At 38.0% G+C, this 21712-nt stretch carries 17 protein-coding genes; 8 read left to right on the top strand and 9 right to left on the bottom strand.

Annotated elements, in window-relative coordinates:
- The 6 genes from EZS29_RS05090 to EZS29_RS05115 all read right to left on the bottom strand — a co-directional run bounded on the left by EZS29_RS05090 (position 1) and on the right by EZS29_RS05115 (position 7452).
- Positions 1 to 327 carry a hypothetical protein gene (locus EZS29_RS05090; protein ID WP_172603783.1) on the bottom strand — a complete coding sequence of 109 codons (327 nt, stop codon included), beginning with the start codon at positions 325 to 327 and terminating at the stop codon, positions 1 to 3.
- Positions 284 to 715, bottom strand: a complete 432-nt coding sequence (locus EZS29_RS05095; RefSeq protein WP_130607234.1) for an MCP four helix bundle domain-containing protein — start codon at positions 713 to 715, stop codon at positions 284 to 286. The genes EZS29_RS05090 and EZS29_RS05095 overlap by 44 nt, the downstream gene beginning before the upstream one ends.
- Positions 716 to 1160: 445 nt before the next feature.
- On the bottom strand, positions 1161 to 2654 hold the full coding sequence (locus tag EZS29_RS05100; protein WP_130607236.1) for a HAMP domain-containing methyl-accepting chemotaxis protein: 1494 nt from the start codon (positions 2652 to 2654) through the stop codon (positions 1161 to 1163).
- Positions 2655 to 2665: 11 nt separating this feature from the next.
- Positions 2666 to 4159 (bottom strand): HAMP domain-containing methyl-accepting chemotaxis protein, encoded by a 1494-nt coding sequence (locus EZS29_RS05105; RefSeq protein WP_130607237.1) that lies wholly within the window; start codon positions 4157 to 4159, stop codon positions 2666 to 2668.
- Positions 4160 to 4190: 31 nt separating this feature from the next.
- Positions 4191 to 5708, bottom strand: coding sequence for a HAMP domain-containing methyl-accepting chemotaxis protein (locus EZS29_RS05110; protein ID WP_172603784.1), 1518 nt, complete (start codon positions 5706 to 5708; stop codon positions 4191 to 4193).
- A gap of 223 nt (positions 5709 to 5931) precedes the next feature.
- Positions 5932 to 7452, bottom strand: coding sequence for a methyl-accepting chemotaxis protein (locus EZS29_RS05115; protein WP_130607241.1), 1521 nt, complete (start codon positions 7450 to 7452; stop codon positions 5932 to 5934).
- 331 nt (positions 7453 to 7783) lie between these two features.
- Here EZS29_RS05115 and EZS29_RS05120 point away from each other — a divergent pair, with 331 nt between their 5' ends.
- The 6 genes from EZS29_RS05120 (at position 7784) to EZS29_RS05145 (ending at position 15396) form a co-directional block, all read left to right on the top strand.
- Positions 7784 to 8941 (top strand): acyl-CoA dehydrogenase, encoded by a 1158-nt coding sequence (locus EZS29_RS05120; protein WP_130612777.1) that lies wholly within the window; start codon positions 7784 to 7786, stop codon positions 8939 to 8941.
- 40 nt (positions 8942 to 8981) lie between these two features.
- Positions 8982 to 9407 (top strand): preprotein translocase subunit YajC, encoded by a 426-nt coding sequence (gene yajC / locus EZS29_RS05125; protein ID WP_216678718.1) that lies wholly within the window; start codon positions 8982 to 8984, stop codon positions 9405 to 9407.
- A gap of 105 nt (positions 9408 to 9512) precedes the next feature.
- Positions 9513 to 11303, top strand: a complete 1791-nt coding sequence (secD, locus tag EZS29_RS05130) for a protein translocase subunit SecD (RefSeq protein WP_130607243.1) — start codon at positions 9513 to 9515, stop codon at positions 11301 to 11303.
- 17 nt (positions 11304 to 11320) lie between these two features.
- Positions 11321 to 12376: a protein translocase subunit SecF gene (secF, locus tag EZS29_RS05135; RefSeq protein WP_130607245.1), complete on the top strand. Its 1056-nt coding sequence runs from the start codon at positions 11321 to 11323 to the stop codon at positions 12374 to 12376.
- Positions 12377 to 14170, top strand: a complete 1794-nt coding sequence (recJ, locus tag EZS29_RS05140; RefSeq protein WP_130607247.1) for a single-stranded-DNA-specific exonuclease RecJ — start codon at positions 12377 to 12379, stop codon at positions 14168 to 14170.
- An 86-nt stretch (positions 14171 to 14256) separates the two neighbouring features.
- Complete coding sequence (locus tag EZS29_RS05145; protein ID WP_130607249.1) at positions 14257 to 15396, top strand: hypothetical protein; 1140 nt, start codon at positions 14257 to 14259, stop codon at positions 15394 to 15396.
- 52 nt (positions 15397 to 15448) lie between these two features.
- Here EZS29_RS05145 and EZS29_RS05150 read toward each other — a convergent pair whose 3' ends face one another.
- The 3 genes from EZS29_RS05150 to EZS29_RS05160 all read right to left on the bottom strand — a co-directional run bounded on the left by EZS29_RS05150 (position 15449) and on the right by EZS29_RS05160 (position 19409).
- Positions 15449 to 16717, bottom strand: coding sequence for a cation:dicarboxylate symporter family transporter (locus tag EZS29_RS05150; protein ID WP_130607251.1), 1269 nt, complete (start codon positions 16715 to 16717; stop codon positions 15449 to 15451).
- A gap of 76 nt (positions 16718 to 16793) precedes the next feature.
- The gene (locus EZS29_RS05155) at positions 16794 to 18125 is read right to left on the bottom strand and encodes an FAD-dependent oxidoreductase (RefSeq protein WP_130607253.1); all 1332 of its coding nucleotides are present in this window, start codon (positions 18123 to 18125) and stop codon (positions 16794 to 16796) included.
- A gap of 15 nt (positions 18126 to 18140) precedes the next feature.
- Positions 18141 to 19409 (bottom strand): cysteine desulfurase family protein, encoded by a 1269-nt coding sequence (locus tag EZS29_RS05160; RefSeq protein ID WP_130607255.1) that lies wholly within the window; start codon positions 19407 to 19409, stop codon positions 18141 to 18143.
- Positions 19410 to 19555: 146 nt separating this feature from the next.
- Between EZS29_RS05160 and EZS29_RS05165 the strand changes: the two genes are divergently transcribed.
- On the top strand, positions 19556 to 20962 hold the full coding sequence (locus tag EZS29_RS05165; protein WP_130607257.1) for a chloride channel protein: 1407 nt from the start codon (positions 19556 to 19558) through the stop codon (positions 20960 to 20962).
- A gap of 49 nt (positions 20963 to 21011) precedes the next feature.
- Entirely contained in the window at positions 21012 to 21671 is a 660-nt protein-coding gene (locus EZS29_RS05170; RefSeq protein WP_130607259.1) for a trimeric intracellular cation channel family protein, read from the top strand.
- The last annotated feature ends 41 nt before the right edge of the window (positions 21672 to 21712 follow it).

A 21712-nucleotide genomic window follows, 5' to 3' on the forward strand; every position in this document is an offset into this window, starting at 1 on the left:
TCACTTTTCACCTTTAATCAGAATTCCAATATTCTCTGCCGTTTTTTCTAATTTCTCGCTTTGCAGGACGAGATCTGAAGAGGATTCTGATGAGGAACTCACAGCATTTTGACTCTTCTGGGTGGCTTTATCTATATTGGACATTGCCAATGATATTTGCCTTACACCAATTTCTTGTTCCCTCGTCGCATCGGATATCTGTTGGATAACGCTTGCCATCATTGAAATGTCGCTCGAAATCGCATGAAAAGATTCTGTGGCTTCAGCAGTAACTTTTTTCCCTTCACTCACTCTTGATTTCAATTGCTTTCCTGCAAGCATCGTCATATGCCTTCCATTTTGTAATAATATCATCTAGAAGTGCTTTATCTTCAGGACTACTGATAAGTTTTTTATATTTTTCAAGAGTGGTGTCTATATTATGGCCATATTTATCCAGAGCTTTTATATATTCTTCTTTAATTTTTTTCTCTTCTTCGCCAGAATTTATTAAGGAAGTGCTTAATAGGCCTATAATTCTTCTTGCATATTTACCTATTCCTTCACTCATTTCGCTAGTGGATAAAACATTTGGAAGCCAGCTTTCACCTGTTTCACGAGCGTAGGATTGTGTTTTATTTATCATTAAAATGGTATATAATCCGTTTAGAATAATGAGTATGAGCAAAATAAAAATAGAAGAATTCAATTTAAAAGATAAACTTTTTTTAGTCATCGTCCTTCCAAAACACAAGGGCTAATATATTTCAGCACAAATTTCTTAATGTGACTTTCATAAAATTGATGCCTAAAAGAAAAAGTAATTTACAAAGGAGTCTTGCATACACCGAAGATATTAACTTTTAATGAGAATATAAGTGGAATAGCTATCTGTGTTAATGCTTTGCAACAAACAATCTGTAAATTACTTCATATATTATGAAAAAAACTTTTTGATAGATCCCGTTCAGGTAAATAATTTTGATTTAATCGAATGCGTTTTTGGATTTAACAGTAAATTTTTGTCTTTTTTATCATCTTATATTTGATCTAAACCCACGAAGTTACCCCAAAAAAACAATTTTAAAATATAAGTTGACTTATTTAGGCAGAAATATAGGTAAAAGAAAAAGATGAAAAAATTATATATTTAAAATCCACCCGAAATAAAACTGCAAAAACTATGCTTGTGAACCCATAATGAGCACTTCAATATCTTTTGCAGTTTGATCGAGTTTATCACTCTGTTCTATAAGGTGGAGAGAAGATTCTCTGGTGGTATTTACAGCGCTCAAACAACTTTGGGTTGCGCGGTCAATCTGATCCATGGCTGTAGAAATTTGCCTGACTCCAATTTCTTGTTCGTGGGTGGCATCGGATATTTGTTGAATGACAGATGTCATATTAATAATATCTTCCGAAATTTTTATAAAAGAATCTTGTGCTTCGGTTGTTACTTTTTTTCCGTCAGTCACTCTTGAAATTGTCAGTTCGAGAATATTGTTAACTTCACCTTGACTTTTGCGAATGAGTTGTTGAATTTCTTTTGCAGATTTACCACTGACTTTTGCAAGTTTCCCAACTTCATCAGCCACTACAGCGAAGCCTTTACCGTGTTCCCCTGCACGCGCGGATTCAATGGAAGCGTTGAGAGATAAAAGTTCAGTCTTATTGACAATGTCGTTGATAACTTTCGTCTTTGAATTTATTTCTGCTATCACATCGGCAATATTTTGCAGTTGACTGCTTGATTCCTGAATGGTGTCCATGGCGGTTACGAGTCGCTGCATGGTTATTTGTGCTTCTTCTGCTTTGGCTGCCGCACCTTTTGCAACTTCATTGGAGTGTCTCGCATTTTCGGAAGTGCGATTGACCATACTGGTGATTTCATTTACCGCTGCGGTGGTTTCATGCACTGCGGCTGCCTGCCCATTGGCGGCATCTGAAAGTGAAGCTGAACCATTTTTTAGTTGAGAAGCAATTGACCCAGTCGAAATACTTTGATCTTTTAATTTTAATACAGCAGCAGAAATAGCACGAGTCGATTTTTGGATGAGTCGGAAAATAATAAATGAAATAAGTAAACAAAGAATAATAATAATAGTCATAGTTATTGTTGTAATTAAAGTTAAATTCGCTCCTCTTTTTGTGGATTCTATTGCTAAATCATAATCATTTGCGATCACGTCGGAAAAACCATCTGTCAGTTTTTTTAACTGTACATCACCTTCCTCGAACATTAATTTCAGGGCTTCTTTATTGTTGCCTTCATTACTGAGATTAATATATTTTTCGGATATTTCTTTATATTTTATATAATCCATTTCAAAATTAGCAAGTTGCTTTTTTTCGATGTCATCGAAGACATATTTTTTATATACTTCTAAAAGTTCTTTAATTCTTTCATGGTTTTTAATTAATGTTTTACGATTTGCTTCTTTAAATTTAGGTTCTTCTGACGCAAGAGTGCGCAATTCATTTCTTCTTAACAGTCCAATTCCTGTTTGAATTTCGTAAGCAAAGTGAAAGCTTGGTAAATCATCTTCGCCCGTTTCATTGGCAAATTCTTGTGTTTTTGCAATCATATAAATAGAAAATGAGGCAGATCCTAATATGATAAGCACAAGGAGTAAAACAGAAATATAGAGTTTAAATGCAAGGCTTTTGTGAGCCATAAATACACCCTTTAAGTAACAGCACCTTTAACCAAAAGCTCGATATCTTTTGCTGTAATATCTAGACTATCGCTTTGTTCAACAAGTTTAGTTGACGACTCTGCCGCCCCTGTACTTGCTGCCTGACTGTTTTGTGTTGCTTTATCGATCTGAGTCATGGCCGTTGCAATTTGTCTCACCCCAATTTCTTGTTCACGCGTTGCATCGGAAATCTGATGAATCACATTGGTCATGTTCGCAATATCATCGGATATTTGTAAAAAAGATTCCTTGGCTTCGGTTGTGACTTTTTTGCCTTCTGCCACACGACCTTTGGTCACTTCAAGTATCTGATTGACTTGTTCTAAGCTTTTGTTGATGAGATCTTGAATTTCGCTGGCGGATTGGCCACTCATTTTTGCGAGAGTACCAACTTCTTCAGCCACCACAGCAAAGCCTTTGCCGTATTCACCTGCGCGGGCTGACTCAATCGAGGCATTGAGTGAAAGAAGCTCGGTTTTTGCGACAATGTCGTTGATCACTGCGGTTTTTGTGTGAATTTGTCCAATTATTCCAGTGATATTCTGCAGTTGTACATTTGACTCTTGAATGGTATCCATGGCTTTGACAAGCCTTTTCATAGTGGCTTGGCCCTCTTCAGCTTTTTCAGAAGCAGCCTTTGCTACAATTGTGGACTGAGTGGCATTTTCAGTGGTGCGATTGACCATACTGGTGATTTCGTTAATAGCTGCACTGGTTTCGTGGATAGAAGCCGCCTGTTCCGTTATTGAAGAAGAAAGAGAATTGGAGCTCTTTTTTAACGTAACAGCGATTTTATTGGTTGAGACACTTTGAATTTTTAAGTTTTCTATGGCGTTTGAAACAGAGCCCATAGAAGTTTTTATAATAATAATTATTATGAGTGCAATTAAAGCAGTAGCACTTATAATTGCAATCATAGTCAGTGTAGTGATACTGGTTAAGTTAGCTCCTAATTTTGTTGATTGCACTGCGCCTTTATAATTTATCTCTATAAGATTATTGAGGGTTACTTCCATTCTTTCAATCAGTTCGTCGGTGGTTTCACGAATGAGAGTAAGTGCTTCTTTCGTTTTACCTTGCTTGCCTAAATCTACAATTTTTAAATTCAAGCCTTTATATTTTTTCCAATCTTCTTGAAGCTTAGCATAAGATTCTCGCTCTTTTTCTGACGTGATATATTCTTGATATTCTTTGCCCAGTTCTTCAATATGTTCAGACTCTTTTTTCCATTTATCAATAAATAATTTTCTATTCTGTTCGTTTTGCGCAATCATTATCCGCAAAGTGCTTTGTCTAAGTAAAGTAAGATTGTCTAAATACTCGTGGGCAATCCGGATACTTGGCAACCAAAAGCTTTTCGTTTCTGCCGCATATCCTTGGGTTTTATTAATCATAAGAACGGTGTAAATAGCCGATATCAATACTATAATCAGTATAATAATAACCGAAGTATACAATTTATAGGCTAGGCTTTTTCTATTCATCACTCATCCTTAAGTAAATAGAATCTTTTAATCATCCATGTGATTCGTCCATCACTTTCCCTTTAATCAGGATTTCAATGTCTTTTGCAGTTGTGTCGAGTTTGTTACTTTGTTCAACCAAATTGTTCGACGACTCGGAAGTTGTATTCACCGCCACCTGACTGTTTTGTGTGGCTTTGTCTATCTGTGACATGGCAGTCGAGATCTGTCTCACCCCGATTTCTTGCTCACGGGTCGCTTCGGAAATCTGTTGAATCACGTTTGACATATTCGAAATGTCTTCCGAAATATGGAGGAAAGACTCCTGCGCTTCGGTCGTAACTTTTTTCCCGTCAGCTACGCGCTCTTTTGTGACGTTGAGGATTTGGTTTACTTGATCTTGACTTGTCGTAATCAGTTCCTGGATTTCATGAGCTGACTTACCGCTGATTTTAGCAAGGTTACCCACTTCTTCGGCCACCACAGCAAAGCCTTTGCCGTATTCACCGGCACGGGCGGACTCGATGGACGCGTTGAGTGATAAAAGTTCCGTTTTCGAAACTATATCGTTGATGACAGCTGTTTTGGTATTTATTTGATTGATTATCACAGCAATGTTTTGCAATTGCCCACTGGACTCCTGAATTGTTTCCATTGCTTGGACAAGTCTAAGCATAGTTTTTTGCCCTTCTTCCGCTTTGTCCGATGCACTTTTAGCAACGTTCGTCGATTCTTTGGCATTTTCGGCAGTGCGGTTGACCATGCTGGTGATTTCGTTAATGGCAGCACTGGTTTCGTGGATAGAAGCGGCTTGTTCGGCAACTGAGTCAGAGAGAGACTGAGAGCTTGACTTTAACTCACCGGCAATTTTGCTTGTAGTGACGCTCTGTTTTTTTAAGTTTGTCACTGCAGTGGATATAGAGTTGGTTGATGTACGTATAATTTGGAAGATAATAAGCGAAATAATAATGGATGAAATGACAATTCCTGCCATGGTGAAGTTTGTGATTGCGGTTAAACTATTTCCTTTGGTCGATGTCTTAACACCATTGTCATAATTATATTTTGTTAATTTATCAATTTCTTTCGTTACAAGGATTGCTTGTCCTTTTGTGTTTGCTTGATAGTGCTCTAGGCCAAGAATAGGTTTTTGCTTTACAAGTTCAAGATCTCTATCTACAAATTCAATATATTTTTTCCATTCTTTAGTTAGAGCCTCAATAATTGCTATCTCTTCAGGATCAGTAGCGTACGTTTTTCTGTGAGTTTCAAGCTGTGTCTCAAAATTCTTTTTCCAAGTAGCTAAATCTTCCATATTTGCTTTTAAATTCTGCAATCTATCGCCCAGATAAGTTGCGATAACGAGCACCTGTCGACGGGAAAACTTCGTCATTTCATTGCCCATAATTGCGGTCGAATTCACGCTTGGGAACCAATTATTGGCCACATCATCCGCATATCCTTGGGTTTTGTTATTCATAAGGATACTATAAATAGCAGAGGTTAAAATAAAAGCCAAGAGGATAAGGAACGAGGTATTGAGTTTAAAGGCTAAACTTTTATTGTTCATAATGGTGAACTCCATTTTCGAGCTTTATGATACCGATGCACAATTATAAATCGGTTGTGGATTAAAAATCTAAAGTGGGAAAATGTATTATTTGTCAGTTATTTCTTAAAATTAATATTTTGAAATCTTTAGCACATAATTTTAGCTTAGCATTTTGACTGAGTTCTTGTTTGGCGAGGTAAAAATAGAGCATTGCCAACACTTTGACTCTTTGAGTATTGTATTATCTTTGAGAATCTTCCATCACTTTCCCTTTAATCAAGATTTCAATATCTTTTGCAGTTGAGTCTAACTTGTTACTTTGTTCAACGAGATTATTTGACGAATCAGAAGTGGTATTCACGGCCACTTGGCTATTTCGGGTGGCTTTGTCTATTTGTGACATGGCAGTCGAAATCTGTCTGACCCCAATTTCTTGCTCACGGGTGGCTTCGGAAATCTGTTGGATTACGTTTGACATGTTTGAAATGTCATCAGAGATTTGGAGGAAGGATTGCTGTGCTTCTGTTGTCACTTGTTTCCCTTCTGTCACCCGATCTTTAGTCAAATTTAAGATACTATTGACTTGTTCTTGGCTTTTCGTGATCAGTTCCTGGATTTCTTGGGCCGACTTCCCACTGACTTTAGCAAGGTTACCCACTTCTTCAGCCACCACAGCAAAGCCTTTTCCATGTTCTCCTGCCCGGGCAGATTCAATCGAAGCATTGAGAGACAGGAGTTCTGTTTTCGAAACTATGTCATTGATAACAGCAGTTTTGCTATTGATTTGATTGATAATGACAGCAATATTCTGCAATTGACCACTAGATTCCTGAATAGTTTCCATGGCTTGCACAAGCCTCAGCATAGTCTTTTGCCCTTCTTCGGCTTTGCCCGATGCGCTTTTAGCGACATTGGTCGATTCCTTAGCATTCTCTGCAGTGCGATTGACCATACTGGTGATTTCGTTGATCGCAGCGCTGGTTTCATGAATAGAAGCTGCTTGCTCTGTCACAGAATCCGAGAGAGATTGTGAGCTCGACTTTAATTCCCCAGCAATTTTACTAGTGGATACGCTTTGTTTTTTTAAATTCGTCACTGCTTGTGAAATTGAATTTGTCGATTTTAAAATAAGTTGTAGGATAATCAGGGAAATGACTATAGAGGCAATAACTATTGAAGTCATAGTGATGTTTGTGATGGCTGTTAAGGAATTGCCCTTGGTCGATGAACTCACTCCGCCATCATAGTTGAATTTCCCAAGTTCAGTGAGTGCTTTTGACATAGTAACTGCAATTTTTAAGGTTTCCGTTTGGTACCTTTCAAAAGCAGCGCCAGGGTTTTTTGCCAGTAAATTTTTGTCTTCGTTTACAGAATCAATATATTGAGCCCAAATTTTATCGACTAAATCGATCAATATCTTCTCTTCTGGACTCGAAATGAGTTGCTTTTTGTGTTTTTCTATAAGAGCCGTCATTTCCATTTTCCAGCTCTCATGTTGATCAAGAAACTCCTTTTTCAGTTTATTTTGCTGTTGAAAGGCATAATAAGTTAATATAGCCAAATTCCTACGAGAATAATTGGCAAAGGTGTTGCTCAGTTTGGCAACAGAGTCAACGCTCGGGAACCAATTGTTGGCCACATCGTCTGCGTATCCTTGGGTTTTGTTGTTCATGAGTATGCTATAAATTGCTGAAGTTAAAATAAACAGCAAGAGGATAAGGAAAGAAGCAATAAGCTTAAATGCAAGACTTCTATTTTTCATGAGTTTGAACCCCACTTCCACGTGCTATAAACTTTATAAAATTATTGTTAAATTTTATAAATATAAATTAATTTATTTGAATTTAATCAAATTTTTTTAATATTTATTATAAAACTGATCTTAACAATTTCTTCGAGAAATTATTTAAAATTTGGGTTCTGAAATTTTGACGGATATTTTCTGTTTTTTTCGGAAATGTTCGCCGACAGACTTACTTTTAAATAGGTCAGGAGGATAAAGCTGGGATTTGTTGTGCTTTTTTTAAGACAGGTGTATTAAAAGTATGAGTAACAGATATTTTTATGATCAAGACATAACCTGGAGTGTAGGAATGAAACAAGATGGTCTCTTGCCTTTAACAATTCTAAATGACGAAGAAGCACTTTTTTTTAGTTCAGTTCAGGATTTCGCCAAAAAAGAAATATACCCACATATTGCTGAAATGGATGAAAGTGAAACACTAAATCCCAAAATAATTGAAAAGATCTTTTCCATGGGGCTGATGGCAATCGAAGTGCCAGAAAAATACGGTGGATCGGGTGGGTCTTTTTTTCAAGCTATTTTAGCAATTCAAGCGATTGCGCAGGTTGACCCAAGTGTGAGTGTCTTTGTTGATGTCCAGAATACTTTAGTGGAAAATGCATTGATGAAATGGGGGTCGGAGCACATAAAATCAACATATTTTCCTCAGATGGCAAAAAAGAAAGTGGGATCCTATTGTTTAACGGAGCCGCACAGTGGTTCCGATGCTTTTGCCTTAAAAACCCGCGCTGTAGATAAAGGTAACCATTATGAATTAAATGGTAAGAAAGTCTTTATTACCAATGCAAAAGAAGCCAGTTTATTTCTTGTTTTTGCCAATGTGAATCCGGAATTAGGATATAAAGGCATCACGGCTTTTTTTGTTGAAAAAGAAATGCCAGGTGTTTCGTTAGGTCGTAAAGAAACAAAGCTTGGTATTCGAGCAAGCAGCACTTGTGAAGTTATTTTTGAAAACGTTAAGGTACCAAAAGAGAATATCTTAGGCGAGGTAGGCAAAGGATATAAAATATCCATTGAGACATTAAATGAAGGACGGATTGGGATTGCTGCGCAAATGCTTGGCTTGTCTGAAGGGGCTCTTGCGGGTGCTATGGCTTATGCTAAACAGCGTGAACAATTTGGCAAACCTCTCACAGCCTATCAAGGGATTCAATTTCAAATTGCTGAAATGGCAACGCAGATTGAAGCGGCTCGTCTTCTGGTTTACAATGCAGCTCGATTGAAGGACGCTGGAAAAAGCTTTGTCAAAGAAGCAGCCATGGCTAAACACTTTACAAGTTCGGTCGCTGAGTTTGTTTCGAGCCTATCGCTCGAAATTTATGGGGGTTATGGTTTTGTTAAAGATTTCCCTGCCGAAAAATTTTATCGAGATGCCAAAATAGGTAAAATCTACGAAGGGACGACTAACATGCAGTTGCAAACTATTTCAAAGATGATACTAGATTAAACGTGTTGTTTTTTTAGTTTTAATTGGAGTGCATCTAACAATGAATATAAAATCTCTTTCAATGTCTTTAAGCTCAATCATTGCGACCACTTTAGGAGCAGGTCAAGCACTTGCCCAAGACGCAACCAGTGCAACAGCTCCTTTACAAGTTCCCGCGGGCGCAGCTGCAGGTGCAGCTCCTGCAGGCGCAGGTTGGCTGAATTTTGCTCTTATTGGTGGGATGATCCTCTTTATGTGGCTCTTTGTCTTCCGCCCCCAGGCAAAAAGAGCAAAAGAGCAAAAAGCATTCTTAGCATCTTTAACAGCTGGTTCCGAAGTGATCACCGCAGGTGGAATCATTGGCACTGTTGTTGAAGTAAAAGAAAATATTGTTTCACTAAATGTCGGCAACTCCACAGTGCGCGTTCTTAAAAGTTCCATTTCAGGAAGACTCGATTCCGCCTCTACAGCTGTTCCAGCAAAGTAAGAGTCGGTTTTGCATCTTAAATAGAAAAACCGCCCGCTCGCATAGGGTGGGCGGTTTTTTCTTTTTTGTAAAGATTTTTCAAATTGATAGACATTGGGTGAACTTATGCAGAACAAAAGCTCCATGCCACCAATGTGGTGGATTAAGAGTGTCATTATTCTTTGTGCACTTGTATTTGGTATAATTTATACACTTCCGACCTTTTTCGGTAATCCTTCTGAATGGCAAAGAGATGCAAATGGTGTGCCCGCAAAATGGTATGAAAGATGGTCCGAAAATCTTTTGCCAGCGGCTCGAATCAACTTAGGTCTCGATTTAAAGGGCGGGTTATCCTTAACCCTCAACGTTGAAGTTGAAAAAGCCATCCAAGATTCTATCCATCGCTCTATTTCCCTCGCAAAAGACTTAGTTGCTTCTGAAGGCGTGAAAATCACTTCCTATAAAGTCAATCCTGATCTGACCACTGTCGTTGAGCTCGACAATATAGCCAAAGCACAACTCGTACAAAAAAGAATTCAAGAGCAAACTCTGCTGGTTTTGTTCGATAAAATTGAAGGAAAAACCCTTTATTTTCAAGCAAATCGCAGCTATATTGGCGATTATGAAAAACAACTTATGCAGCAGGCTATAAACACGATTCGCAATCGTATTGACCAATTCGGTGTGGCTGAACCCAATATCTTTCAAGCTGGCAATACCCGTATTATGGTTGAACTGCCAGGTATGACGGACACTCAAAGAGCAAAAGAGCTTTTGGGTAACACAGCGCAGTTGGACTTTAGGTTGGTGCTCAATAGCATCCCACAAGGGCAGTTGCCACAATTGCTCGAGGAAGCACGGAAAGAATTGAAAATCTCGGAAGATGCCAATCAACCTGAGACGATTGAAACTCTTTCGCAGTGGTTGCGTGACAAAAATAAGCTTCCAAAAAATTCAACAATTATTTTGCATCGGGTGACGTCACCTTCAGCTCAATCGATCAAAACAATTTCAACTCTTCCCTATTTAGTGGAAGCGCATGCGAAATTAACAGGCGATCTTATTGAAGATGCGCAAGCACAGCAATCAACCGAGAATTATATTCCGCAATATGTTGTTTCGTTAAAGTTTAAACCGCAAGGGGCAAAACTCTTTGGTGACATCACGACCGAAGCCTTTAAGCCGAACAATGCACCGCATCAAGTTGCGATTATTCTTGATGGCAATGTGCAGAGTGCGCCCGTTGTCAATTCTCCTATTACCACAGGCAGTGCGCAAATCACCATGGGCAGCAGCACCAATATGGTTGACCAGATGAAGCAAGCACAGGATTTATCTTTGGTATTACGTGCGGGTGCTCTTCCAGCATCCGTAAAAGTTGTCGAAGAAAGACAAATTGGGCCAAGTGAAGGTGCACAAAATATTCATTCTGGATTTATTTCCACAATCATAGCCGGCATATTGGTGATCGTTATTATGCTTGTTATTTATGGAATGTCTGGTTTGGTTGCGAATGTTGCCATGCTCTTTAACGTTCTTCTTATTTTGGCATTCATGGCTCTATTTGGCGCTACTTTAACACTACCTGGTATTGCTGGAATTGTGTTGACGATGGCGATTGCGGTGGATGGCAACGTAGTCATCAATGAGCGTATTCGTGAAGAAATTCGTTCTGGTTTTTCACAAAAACAAGCGTTCTACAAAGGTTATCACACAAGTTTTCGTACATTAATTGATGCTCACTTTACCTCTGCTGTCGCAGGGATTGTTCTTATTATTTATGGCAACCCAACTGTGAAAGGCTTTGCTGTTACTTTACTAGCGGGTATTATTTGTACTTTATTTACTTCTTATTATGTAACCGAAGTCATTGGCCAGTGGTTGGTTGAAAAAACGAAATTAAAAAGATTTGGTTAAAAAAGAGGAAAACGATTATGGCTTTTAAAATTGGAAATATTCAAGTTTTCCCACACAATTATTTTTTTGATTTTATGAAATGGCGTAAAGTAACAGTTGGGATATCCATTGTTCTTGTTGCAGTTTCTTTATTAATCATTGGAATTAAAGGTTTGAATTACAGTATCGACTTCTTAGGTGGAGCTGAAATTCAAGTTAATGTTCTTAACAAATCAATTACCCGTGAACAATTGCATGAAGCTGTTGGTAAAGCCGGTATTAATCATGCAGAAATCACTACGTATGGCTCACTTGCTGCCCGTAAAGACAATTCCGAGTCTTATATTGTCCGTATGCAACGGGAAAAAGGACAAGATGAAAGTGCAACGACAAACCGTGCAGATAAACTGGTAAGTTCTTTAAAAGCAGAATTTGGTGCTGAAAAAATCCAGATAGCATCAATTACCAATATCTCTGGAAAAGTAGGTAAAGAAGACGAGTACAAAGGTTATATGGCCTTGTTACTTTCTTGTATTGGTATTCTTATTTATATCGCGTTTCGTTTTGACTCGCGTTTTGCTCCGGGTGCTGTTCTTTGTCTCGTGCACAACGTTGTGATTGCTCTCGGTGTGATGACCTTGTTTGGTCGTCCATTTACCACAGTTTCTATCGCTGCATTCTTAACAATTGTTGGTTATTCCATTAATGACACAGTGATTGTGTACGACCGAATTCGTGAAACCCGCTCACTTCAACCCAAAATGTCCATGATCGATGTCGTCAATCGCAGTATCAGTCAAACCATGAACCGTACTATTTTAACTTCAACCACAGGTATCTTAGCGCTTCTTGTGCTCTCTATTTTAGGGGGCGGTTCTATTGAAGACTTTGCTATCACAATGCTTGTGGGTATTGTGGTTGGTACGTATTCTTCTATTTATGTTGCTGCACCTTTAACTCTCATGATGGATGGTTACCTTAATAAATTAGGCTGGAAGAAAAAAGATGCGAAAGAATTAGCAAAAGAAGTACGGCCAAAAGATTATGCACCACCTATAAATGTTAGAAAAAAAGTTCCGCAGGATAAAAAATAAATGGAATTAGCCGTTCTTTCTCAAAGTAAATTGACTTCACAGAATTTTATTTTAAATAAAGAGAATTTATGTATCACAAGTCGGTTTACTTGGAAACTAAGAAAGATTTTTGCGGAAAATGGTAAGGAAATTGACCAATATATTTCGCAAAAAAAAGTTTCTTTGCTTGAAGGAAAAACAATGGAAGAGGATACGTCTCCTCTTTCTCTGTTACCTGAGCCTTGGTCATTAAAAGATATTCGCAAAGCTGTAGAGCGCATTTTATCTGCAATGCAGAAAAAAGAAAAAATAACTATTTTTGGTGATTATGATGTAGATGGCACAACATCTTGTGCCATGCTAAAACATTTTTTTAATGACATAAACTATCCTGTTGATGTTTATATTCCCGATCGTCTCGTTGAAGGTTATGGCTTAAATAAAATTGGCTTACAAAAAATCTCTGAAAATGGCTCGACCCTTGTCATCACAGTTGACAATGGTATTGCTGCTGTCGATGCCTGTGCGCATGCTTTGTCTTTAAATATCGATGTTATTATAACGGATCATCATGACATCCCTCCTACTCTCCCAAATGCTTTTGCAATATTAAATCCTAAGCAAAAAGATTGTTTGTTTCCTTATCGCATGCTTGCGGGCGTCGGAGTTGCCTTTTATCTCATGATCGCTTTGCGTTCGCTTCTGCGTGAGCAGGGGGTGGCCTGCCCCATCAATCTGAAAAATTATTTAGATTATGTAGCTCTAGGGACAATTGCAGATATGGCTCCTTTAACTGGGGTCAATCATACGTTGTGTAAAGTTGGACTTGAAGTTTTAAGTCAAAATGTCCAAAACGGCAGTCGCTTAGGTTTATTTCATCTGCTTAAACTTGCCGGTTGGAATGAAAACTCCAAAGTTGACTCTGTCGATGTCGGCTTTAAAATTGGCCCCCGTCTCAATGCAGCCGGTCGTTTGGGCAATGCACTGCGCAGTGTGGACATTCTTTATACTAATGAAGATCAAAATATTTTAGAAATGGCGCAATTTTTGCATGCGGAAAACTCGGAGCGGCAACAGCTTGAAAAAGCTTTTACCCATGAGGCGCTTGCACAAGTAGCTGCTCTGCCAGAACTTCCCGAAGCTTTGGTCTTACACAAAGAAGATTGGCACCCAGGGGTTGTGGGGCTCGTTGCCACCCGTGTGCTCGATAAATTTTATCGTCCTGTTTTGGTTTTTGGGACACTTGATGGCAAACTAAAAGGGAGCGGTCGATCGACACATTCCTTCGATCTCTTTTCTGTTCTCAACGAAGTCAGGCATGAGTTCATCTCGTTTGGTGGTCATTTCCATGCAGTGGGGTTGACACTTGCGCCTGAAAAGCTTCCTTGGTTAAGAGAATACCTTGCAAAAAAAGCGGGTGAGATCATACTGGCTCAAGACAAAATTCCTCTTTTGCATGTCGATGGCATTTTGTCACTCAATGATATGAGCCCGCATTTTTTGCGAAAATTAGAGCAGTTCGAACCTTATGGTGTTGAAAATCCCCGTACGCGTTGGCTCGTTGGACCTGCGCAGGTGAAACATGTTAAACGCATAGGTAAGGATTTGTCCCAGGGACATGCAAAAGTTTTGCTCCTCGAAAATGCTCAAGATGTCTGGGTAACTGCTTTTGGCATGGCCGATATTTTCGAAGAGTTTTTAGCAACTGGCGTTGATATACAACTGGTGGTCGAAGCCAAACTTGGAAACTGGAATGGTAAGATCTCTCCCGAAATTAAGGTTATTGATTACGCTTCCGTCATTTATTCGAGCTGATCCATTTCCTCATTTTCTGTTTATTTGATAAGGGTAAAGTTGTATAAAACATTTCTTTTTTCTAATTAAATTGAGTGGACCCGCTTATGCTCCAGTCGCAACGAAATGATCCAGAACCATGGTATGTTCGCAAAAAAAAAGCAAATACAGCTCAGCAGACAAGTCGTGTGCAAAAAAACACACCTGAAAATATTATTGATAAAGCCATCCATGTAAAACAAGGTGTGTCATTGGTTGCTCCTTTTTTCTTTTCTCTGCTTTTTGCAGTGGCTGCTGGTGTCTTTTTTTCTTATTGTTTTTTAAGTGAATCGCATGGTCTCAAACTTTTTATTTATGCGGGTGGTGGGGTTCTTTCACTTATCTTTTCTATATTCTTCTTATTTTATAAAATAGGCGCCATTTGTTCTTATTTATCACCTAAAAATGAAGATATGAATTTGGTAGCGCTTGGTATCAAATACTTTCAAGGAAATGTGCATCCAGAAGAGCCCAGAAAAGGCATTCCAGCACCAGAAATGGCGCTCTATCAGTTTATTCAACAGGTGCGCGCCTATGCGATGGAAAAATCATTTTTAAAACAAAAACAAGAGCGTACACCGGATCCCTTTTCTTCTATTAGCGGAGCCGATCCCAATTCCTTGTTAAAAAGACGTTGGAATGATGTCGTGGACAGTTTAAATGAATTTGAAATATATTTAGCCAATGATCCTAAAGGGATTATTGAAAAACTGATCGTAAAATCCCCTCCGCAAAATATGGACGTTTCGCAGATATTTCGAGATGTTGCCGAAACTTTTGACACTACTTGGCGGCGCAAAGGGATAAATATCGAGCAAGCTATTGTGACACCTCTAAAGGCAAGCACAAATGAGGCTGTTTTACGCCGATTGCTTGTAGGCCCTTGGCGCAGTTCCGTCTATTTTGCCAGACGAGGGAACGGAGTGGTATTTTCCGCTAAAAGTGTGGATGGAAAGATCAGTGCCCGCTGGGAGTGCGAAGGGATGGCATTCCCCGAAGAATTTTTCGATCTTATGCGTAATTCCGAGCTGAGTGTCAATGAACGTATTGAACAAGGGATGCTCTTAATTGCTCCCGATCCCAATAGCCCAAACACTTTATTTGCACTTATCAGCTTTGTGACTTGGATTGACCTTGCAACAGCAGCGGGTTGTGATTATGTCATTAAGCAGGGTACAGAAGGTATGGTGATCGAGCTTAGGCTTTAAAAAAAGCATCGGGTTATTTATTGACCGTAGATTAAAAAAGCATCGCAGTATTTTACTGCGATGCTTTTAATTTTTTCGGATTATACTCATCTTCCGATTTTGCAATAATAACAGTACCAACTGTGTTGCCTACGATATTTGTAACAACGCGCGCATCGGACATAAACCGATCAATTCCTAAAAGTAACGCTAAACCTTCGATTGGAATAATATGCCCAGGTACGGCCGCTAATATTGCAGATAACGTAACAAATCCAGCGCCCGTAATTCCCGCAGCACCCTTTGAAACAATTAATATCGTTAAAAATAATCCGAGATATTCCGGAAAACCAAAGGGGATATTATATGCTTGTTGAATAAAAATCGCACCTGCTGTTACGTAAATTGCTGTACCATCTAAATTAAATGCATACCCTGTTGGAAGAACGAAACTCACAACTTTTTTAGAACACCCAAAAGTTTCAAGCTTAGTCATCAATTGAGGAAAGACGGACTCGGAAGAAGAGGTGCCAAAGGCTATCGACATTTCTTCTTTTATATGTTTCATAAGTTTAATCGCGCTGAAACCATAAAATTTTCCAACGATATAAACAACCAGCCAAAATGTAACCATGCTAATGCCCATGACTAAAATAAAATATCCGAGCATTGTCAGTGCACCAATCCCTTGTGAGCCAACTGTTGCCGAAATTGCTGCAAAAGCTGCGATTGGAGAAACCCGAGAGATAAGAGCAATCATTTTAAAAAACACATCGTTTGCTTGTTTAAAAAATGTAACAATTTTTGCAGTTTCTTCTAATTGTAATATAGCAACAGAAAATATAACTGCGAGAACGATAACTGCAAGTAAATTGTCACCAGCTAAAGTACCAAATACACTTTCAGGAACCATGTGGGTAATAAATTCCATAAACCCACCCGTGGATCCTTCTTTGGGTTTAAATTTTGACACATCGATGCCATTGAATAAACCAATATTAAAACCACCTCCGGGTTGCAATAAAAACATATAGCCAAAGGTAATAAGCACGGCAACTATAGACATAATTTCAAAATATATTAACGTTTTAAATGCTAGTTTACCTATACTTCTATGCTCTTTGTTTGCACACACTCCAAGTACAATGGAAACAAAAACAACAGGTGTGATCACCATTTTTATCAGTCGAATAAATAACACAGCAATGATTTTTAAATCTGCAGCATGAATTGGTAAAGTTACACCTACTATAATTCCGAGTATGACAGCTATAACAACTTGTAAGAAAAGCTGTTTTTTAAAAAAATGAGAAAGTCGGGACTGAATTTTAGCTGAAAGCATAGAGACCTCACGAAATATATTAAATACAAAATTAACTATATTCAAAAGTAAGAGATTTGTGAAGTGAGGAAAATTTTTACATCTGACGAAGATTGGCAGAGGTTAAAAATAGACTGGGTTTTTCTTGCATGAGTTCAGATAAAAACCAATTTTCAGCTAAATGTGTTCCAGTCGATGAGCCTAATTTTAATTTTCGCGAAAGGAGAGCGCCAATTTTTTCTGAAATAGAGCGATACGTTGTGTATTTACCACCATAAATTGTAATTAATCCTGGAAGAACTTCATCTAGAACTGTTTCTCTCGATAATCCAGATATATTTTTATCGAGTTGTCTTACATAAAAAGGAGAATTAAAAGGTTCATTATTCCAAGCAGAGTTTAAATTTTTAATTTTTGCTTTTACATGGAGAGGCATACAACGGACACCGCAAAAAATTTCGGAAATATTTTTTTCAGCTTCGTATAAATTGAGTGTCTCTTTAGCTGTGTGCATAAGATACGCTTTATCTTCTTCTGGATAACGAACATGCGATGGTTCTCCTACAAGAATAGACTCAGTTGTACCATATAGCCATTTACCAAACCAAGGAATAAAAAATACGATTCTTCCATCTGGTTCTTGAATAAGAGTTGCGGAATTTTTGGTAATATCCCCATTGGGGACTGCTTCGGGATTGAAAACAATGTGAGTGCCGAGATTCAAGAGACAAGTGATATTTGGGATAATATTCCAATTTAACAGATTTGCATTGCACCAAGCTCCAGAGGCATTCACAATTGTTCTTGTTGTTAAAGTTTTGGAAGAATCATTGCTTACAATTGTTACTTTATATCCGTCTTGGATTGGAATGACTTCTGTTACTTTAGCGTTTTCTTCATAACTCGCACCGAGCTTAACAGCAGCCTCAGCAACAATCCTTGTAATAACATCATCTAGCATTTGTGCATCGTAATATTGAAATGCACTAATCATTTCTTTTTCAACTTTTTCAGGATTTAAATAAGGCGCATAGCTGAGAATATCTTTTTTATTTATCGAACTAGCAGATGGAAGTCCGCCATCTCCAGCCAAAAGATCATAAAAAAAGAGCCCCATACGAATCATCCAGGGAGGTCTTTTGTCGCCTTTAAAATTAGGAAGGACAAAGGGAAGAGGTTTCACGATATCTCTAAGTAAACGTAATAAAATTGCTCTTTCTTTAAGTGCTTCATGCACAAGTCCCCATTGATTCAGGTGTTCGAGATATCTAAGCCCACCATGCACAAGCTTTGTGCTTTTGCTTGATGTCCCAGATGAGAGTAGACTTTTTTCAACTAGGTGGACACCTGGTACATTGCGAGTTGCAAGATCATGCAAGAGTCCTGTGCCGTGTATTCCTCCGCCGACGATAAGAACATTCAAATCCATAGCGCTTTATAATCCTTATAAAAGAGTTGCAGATTTTTCTCTCAAGTGATGAGCTGTTTGCGCAAGTATTTTTGCAGCTTCTCTTACCTCTTGCTCTGAGTTAGTCAAACCAAAACTCACTCGAAAACTCGCTAAAGTATTTTCAAGCTCTATTCCCATGGCCACTAGAACATGACTCGCAGTAGCTTGCAGAGTTTTACATGCACTTCCGACACTGGCGCAGACAGTTCTCGTTTCTTCTAAAAGTTTCATAGCATTGACGTTCTGAAAGGAGATTGTCAATATGCCAGCAATTTTTTGCTTTTTAACTCCATAAAATTTAACTTGTATGTGTTTATTTAATTCATCGCAAAAGGCATTTTCTAGAAATTCATAATATTTGATTCGTTCGCTAGCCTCTTGTTGTTGAAACAGACAAGCATAAGTAAAGCCCATGATTGCTGCAATATTTGGTGTGCTTGAGCGCAGATCGAACTCATGGCCTCCCCCAGTCAATTGCGCTTGTAATTTAATTTTGGGTCTTCTTTTTTTTAAAATAAGGGCTGCAGCCCCTTTTGGCCCATATATTTTTGCAGATGAAATTGTTAAGGAGTCGAAATCAATTCCTTCAGCGATTAAATGACTGCGGGCAAATCCTTGAGAGGCATCCACATGGAGAAGAGCTCCGCATTCTAAAGAAATTTTTCTAATTTTTTCAAGTTGCAATTGTCTAATACCTGTTTCGTTATTCACATCCATTACACAGACGCATAAAGTATTTTCATCAATGACTCGCTCTGCAATTTGAATATTTATTTGTCCGTATTCATCAACAGGCAATTCAGCAATCTGAATGTTTTCAGAAAGAGCACTTAAAGTATTTGCTGTTACGATAATACTAGAATGCTCAGTTGCACAATAAACAATTTTATTTCTCTTTCTATGAGGATTTTCAACAAGCCCTCTTAAAAATAGGTTGTTACTTTCTGTTGCGCTTCCAGTAAAAATAACTTCCTCAAAAGAAACAGAAAAAATTTTTGCTAAGGTTGTGCGGGCCCAACCCAAAGCATGTTCTGTTAATTCGCCCATGGGGTGCAATCTATTGGCAGAATTTGCAAAATAACCAAGCATCCAAGGTGTCATTTTTTCTAAAATTCTTTTGTCGAGCGGTGTGCTTGAGGCAAAATCAAGATAAATTGTATTTTGAGGAAGTTTTATTCCACCAAAAGAAATTGGTTCGATTTTTTGTGGACTTGAATTCATCCATTCTGAGGGGAGAACAAAGTTTTCTATAAATTTATTCATATTCCATCCATATTGATCCAATACTACAGGTTTGAATCTAATTCGTGTAATATTAATTTGCAATCAAAGTTGTTTGCTTTTTTTTTGTCAAAGGAGTAGGTGATTTTGAAGATTAGAACCTCTTGTTGTTGAGTAGGATTTCTTATATGACATACATAGAAAAAATGCGTTATTTCAGAGGAAAGTTTTTTGTGCATAAGTCTGCATTTTTTCATAAGCGCGATTTTTTTATCTGCCTGTTGAGTCTAATAATAGGAATTTTTATTGGTTTTCTTGCTGAAGCATTAAAACTTGTGATTAATCTTGTGACAAATATATTTTATTTTGGAAAATTTTCTATAACAGAAGCATTACCTGCTCAACATCAGTTAGGTTATTGGGCTTTTTTTATGCCAGTTATAGGTGGTATTATTATTGGTTTGATTGCGAGATTTATCAACCCAGCAGTGTATGGTCACGGTATTCCAGAAACAATGGAAAAAGTATTATTGAATGACAGCATTATTTCCAAAAGATTACTTATTTTAAAACCAACTGCGGCTGCTATATCTGTTGGTTCTGGTGGTCCTTTTGGAGATGAAGGTCCTATTATTGCAACAGGTGGAATTCTAGGCTCTACCATCGGTCAATTTATTAAAACATCATCTTATGAACGAAAAATATTATTGAGTGCGGGGGTTGCGGGCGCTGTATCGTCAGCTTTTGGCAGTCCATTGGGTGGAATATTCTTGGCTTTAGAATTAATGTTATATGAATTTAAATCAAGATCACTAATTCCGGTAGCTCTTTCTGTCATAGCAGCAGAATTTATAAGAATGAAATTCGTTGGAGATGAACTTATTTTTCCAATGTCTGTTGTTTCATTACCATCTGCATCGAGCGAAATATTTTGTTTTTTTATTATTGGAATCATTTCGGGTATTGTCGCAGTTGGAATCACTCATTGCGTGCATTATTTAGAAAATGGTTATGCGAAACTCCCTATGCACTGGATGTGGTGGCCAGCGATCGGTGGCATAGGAGTGGGTGCTATAGGTTTATTAGAACCCAAAATACTAGGAGCAGGTTATTCAACCATCACGCAAATATTAAATGGACATATTGTTGCTGATTCTATTATCTATTTATTTATTTTAAAATTTTTAGCATGGCTAATTGCAGTGAGTAGTAGAACAACAGCTGGTACTTTAGCACCATTATTTATGATGGGAAGCGCATTAGGTGTTACTTTATTTGGATTTATTATTTATTTTTTTCCTTTAATTAATCTTGACATTAAAACAGCTGCATTGGTAGGTATGGCAGCGCTTTTTTGCGGAGTGACACGGGCTTTTTTAGCATCTGTGTTTATAACTTTGGAATCAACTCATCAGTTTTGGGCTGCCGTACCCATACTTACAGGCTGTGTTGCGGCGTATATTGTTTCATTATTTTTAATGCAGCATTCTATTCTGACAAAAGAGCTTGAGAAAAAAGGTGTTTCATTTCTACTTGAGGAGAATGCAAAAAAGACTGAGAATGATTTACAGCAAAAACCAAATGATGTTTATTGATAATTCTATTGTTCTATTGACCGTGCATTTTAGTGGTTAAAGGATTTTTATGTTGCTGGCTATTCTTGATTACAGTGGATCTTTTGCTTTTTGTGTCAGTGGTGCATCGATTGCAGCTTCTCGCAGAATGGATCTCTTTGGCATTTTTGTCATGACCGTGATTGCAGGATTTGGTGGAGGTTGTCTGCGGGATGTCCTTATTGGCAAAACCCCTCCTACCGTGTTTAACACACCAGCTTATTGGATTATTGCGTTGAGTGCTACTTTTTTAGTCTACTTCTTCAATATTCAAAACAAGTATGTAGAGAAGATTATTGTTTTGTTCGATGCTATTGGTCTTGCTTTTTTTACAGTAGTTGGAGTTAAAGTTGGCATTCAAACAGGACTTTCTAATTATCAATGTGTCCTAATGGGTGTGATAACAGCGTGTTTTGGCGGTATCACTCGGGATGTCATTATCAATCGAGTTCCCTATGTTTTTCAAAATGAAATTTATGGAGGTTTTGCCCTCTTAGGGGGGATATTGTACTTTGCTCTGCGCAATTATATGAGTGAAGGAATTCCAGATCTCATTGTTATTCCTCTTATATTTTCGATGCGTATGATCTCTGTGTGGAAAAATTGGCATTTGCCAAGAGCGGGAGAAGTTTCTATTCGCAAGCGTAAGTTTCCAATGACAAGGAAGCCAACTTCAAGGCCAAATAGTTAAAAAGTCTGTACTTTATCCATAATCTTTTAGAATGGGTCTAA

Origin of the sequence: Fluviispira sanaruensis (assembly GCF_004295685.1) — a bacterium.
Lineage (GTDB): Bacteria > Bdellovibrionota_B > Oligoflexia > Silvanigrellales > Silvanigrellaceae > Silvanigrella > Silvanigrella sanaruensis.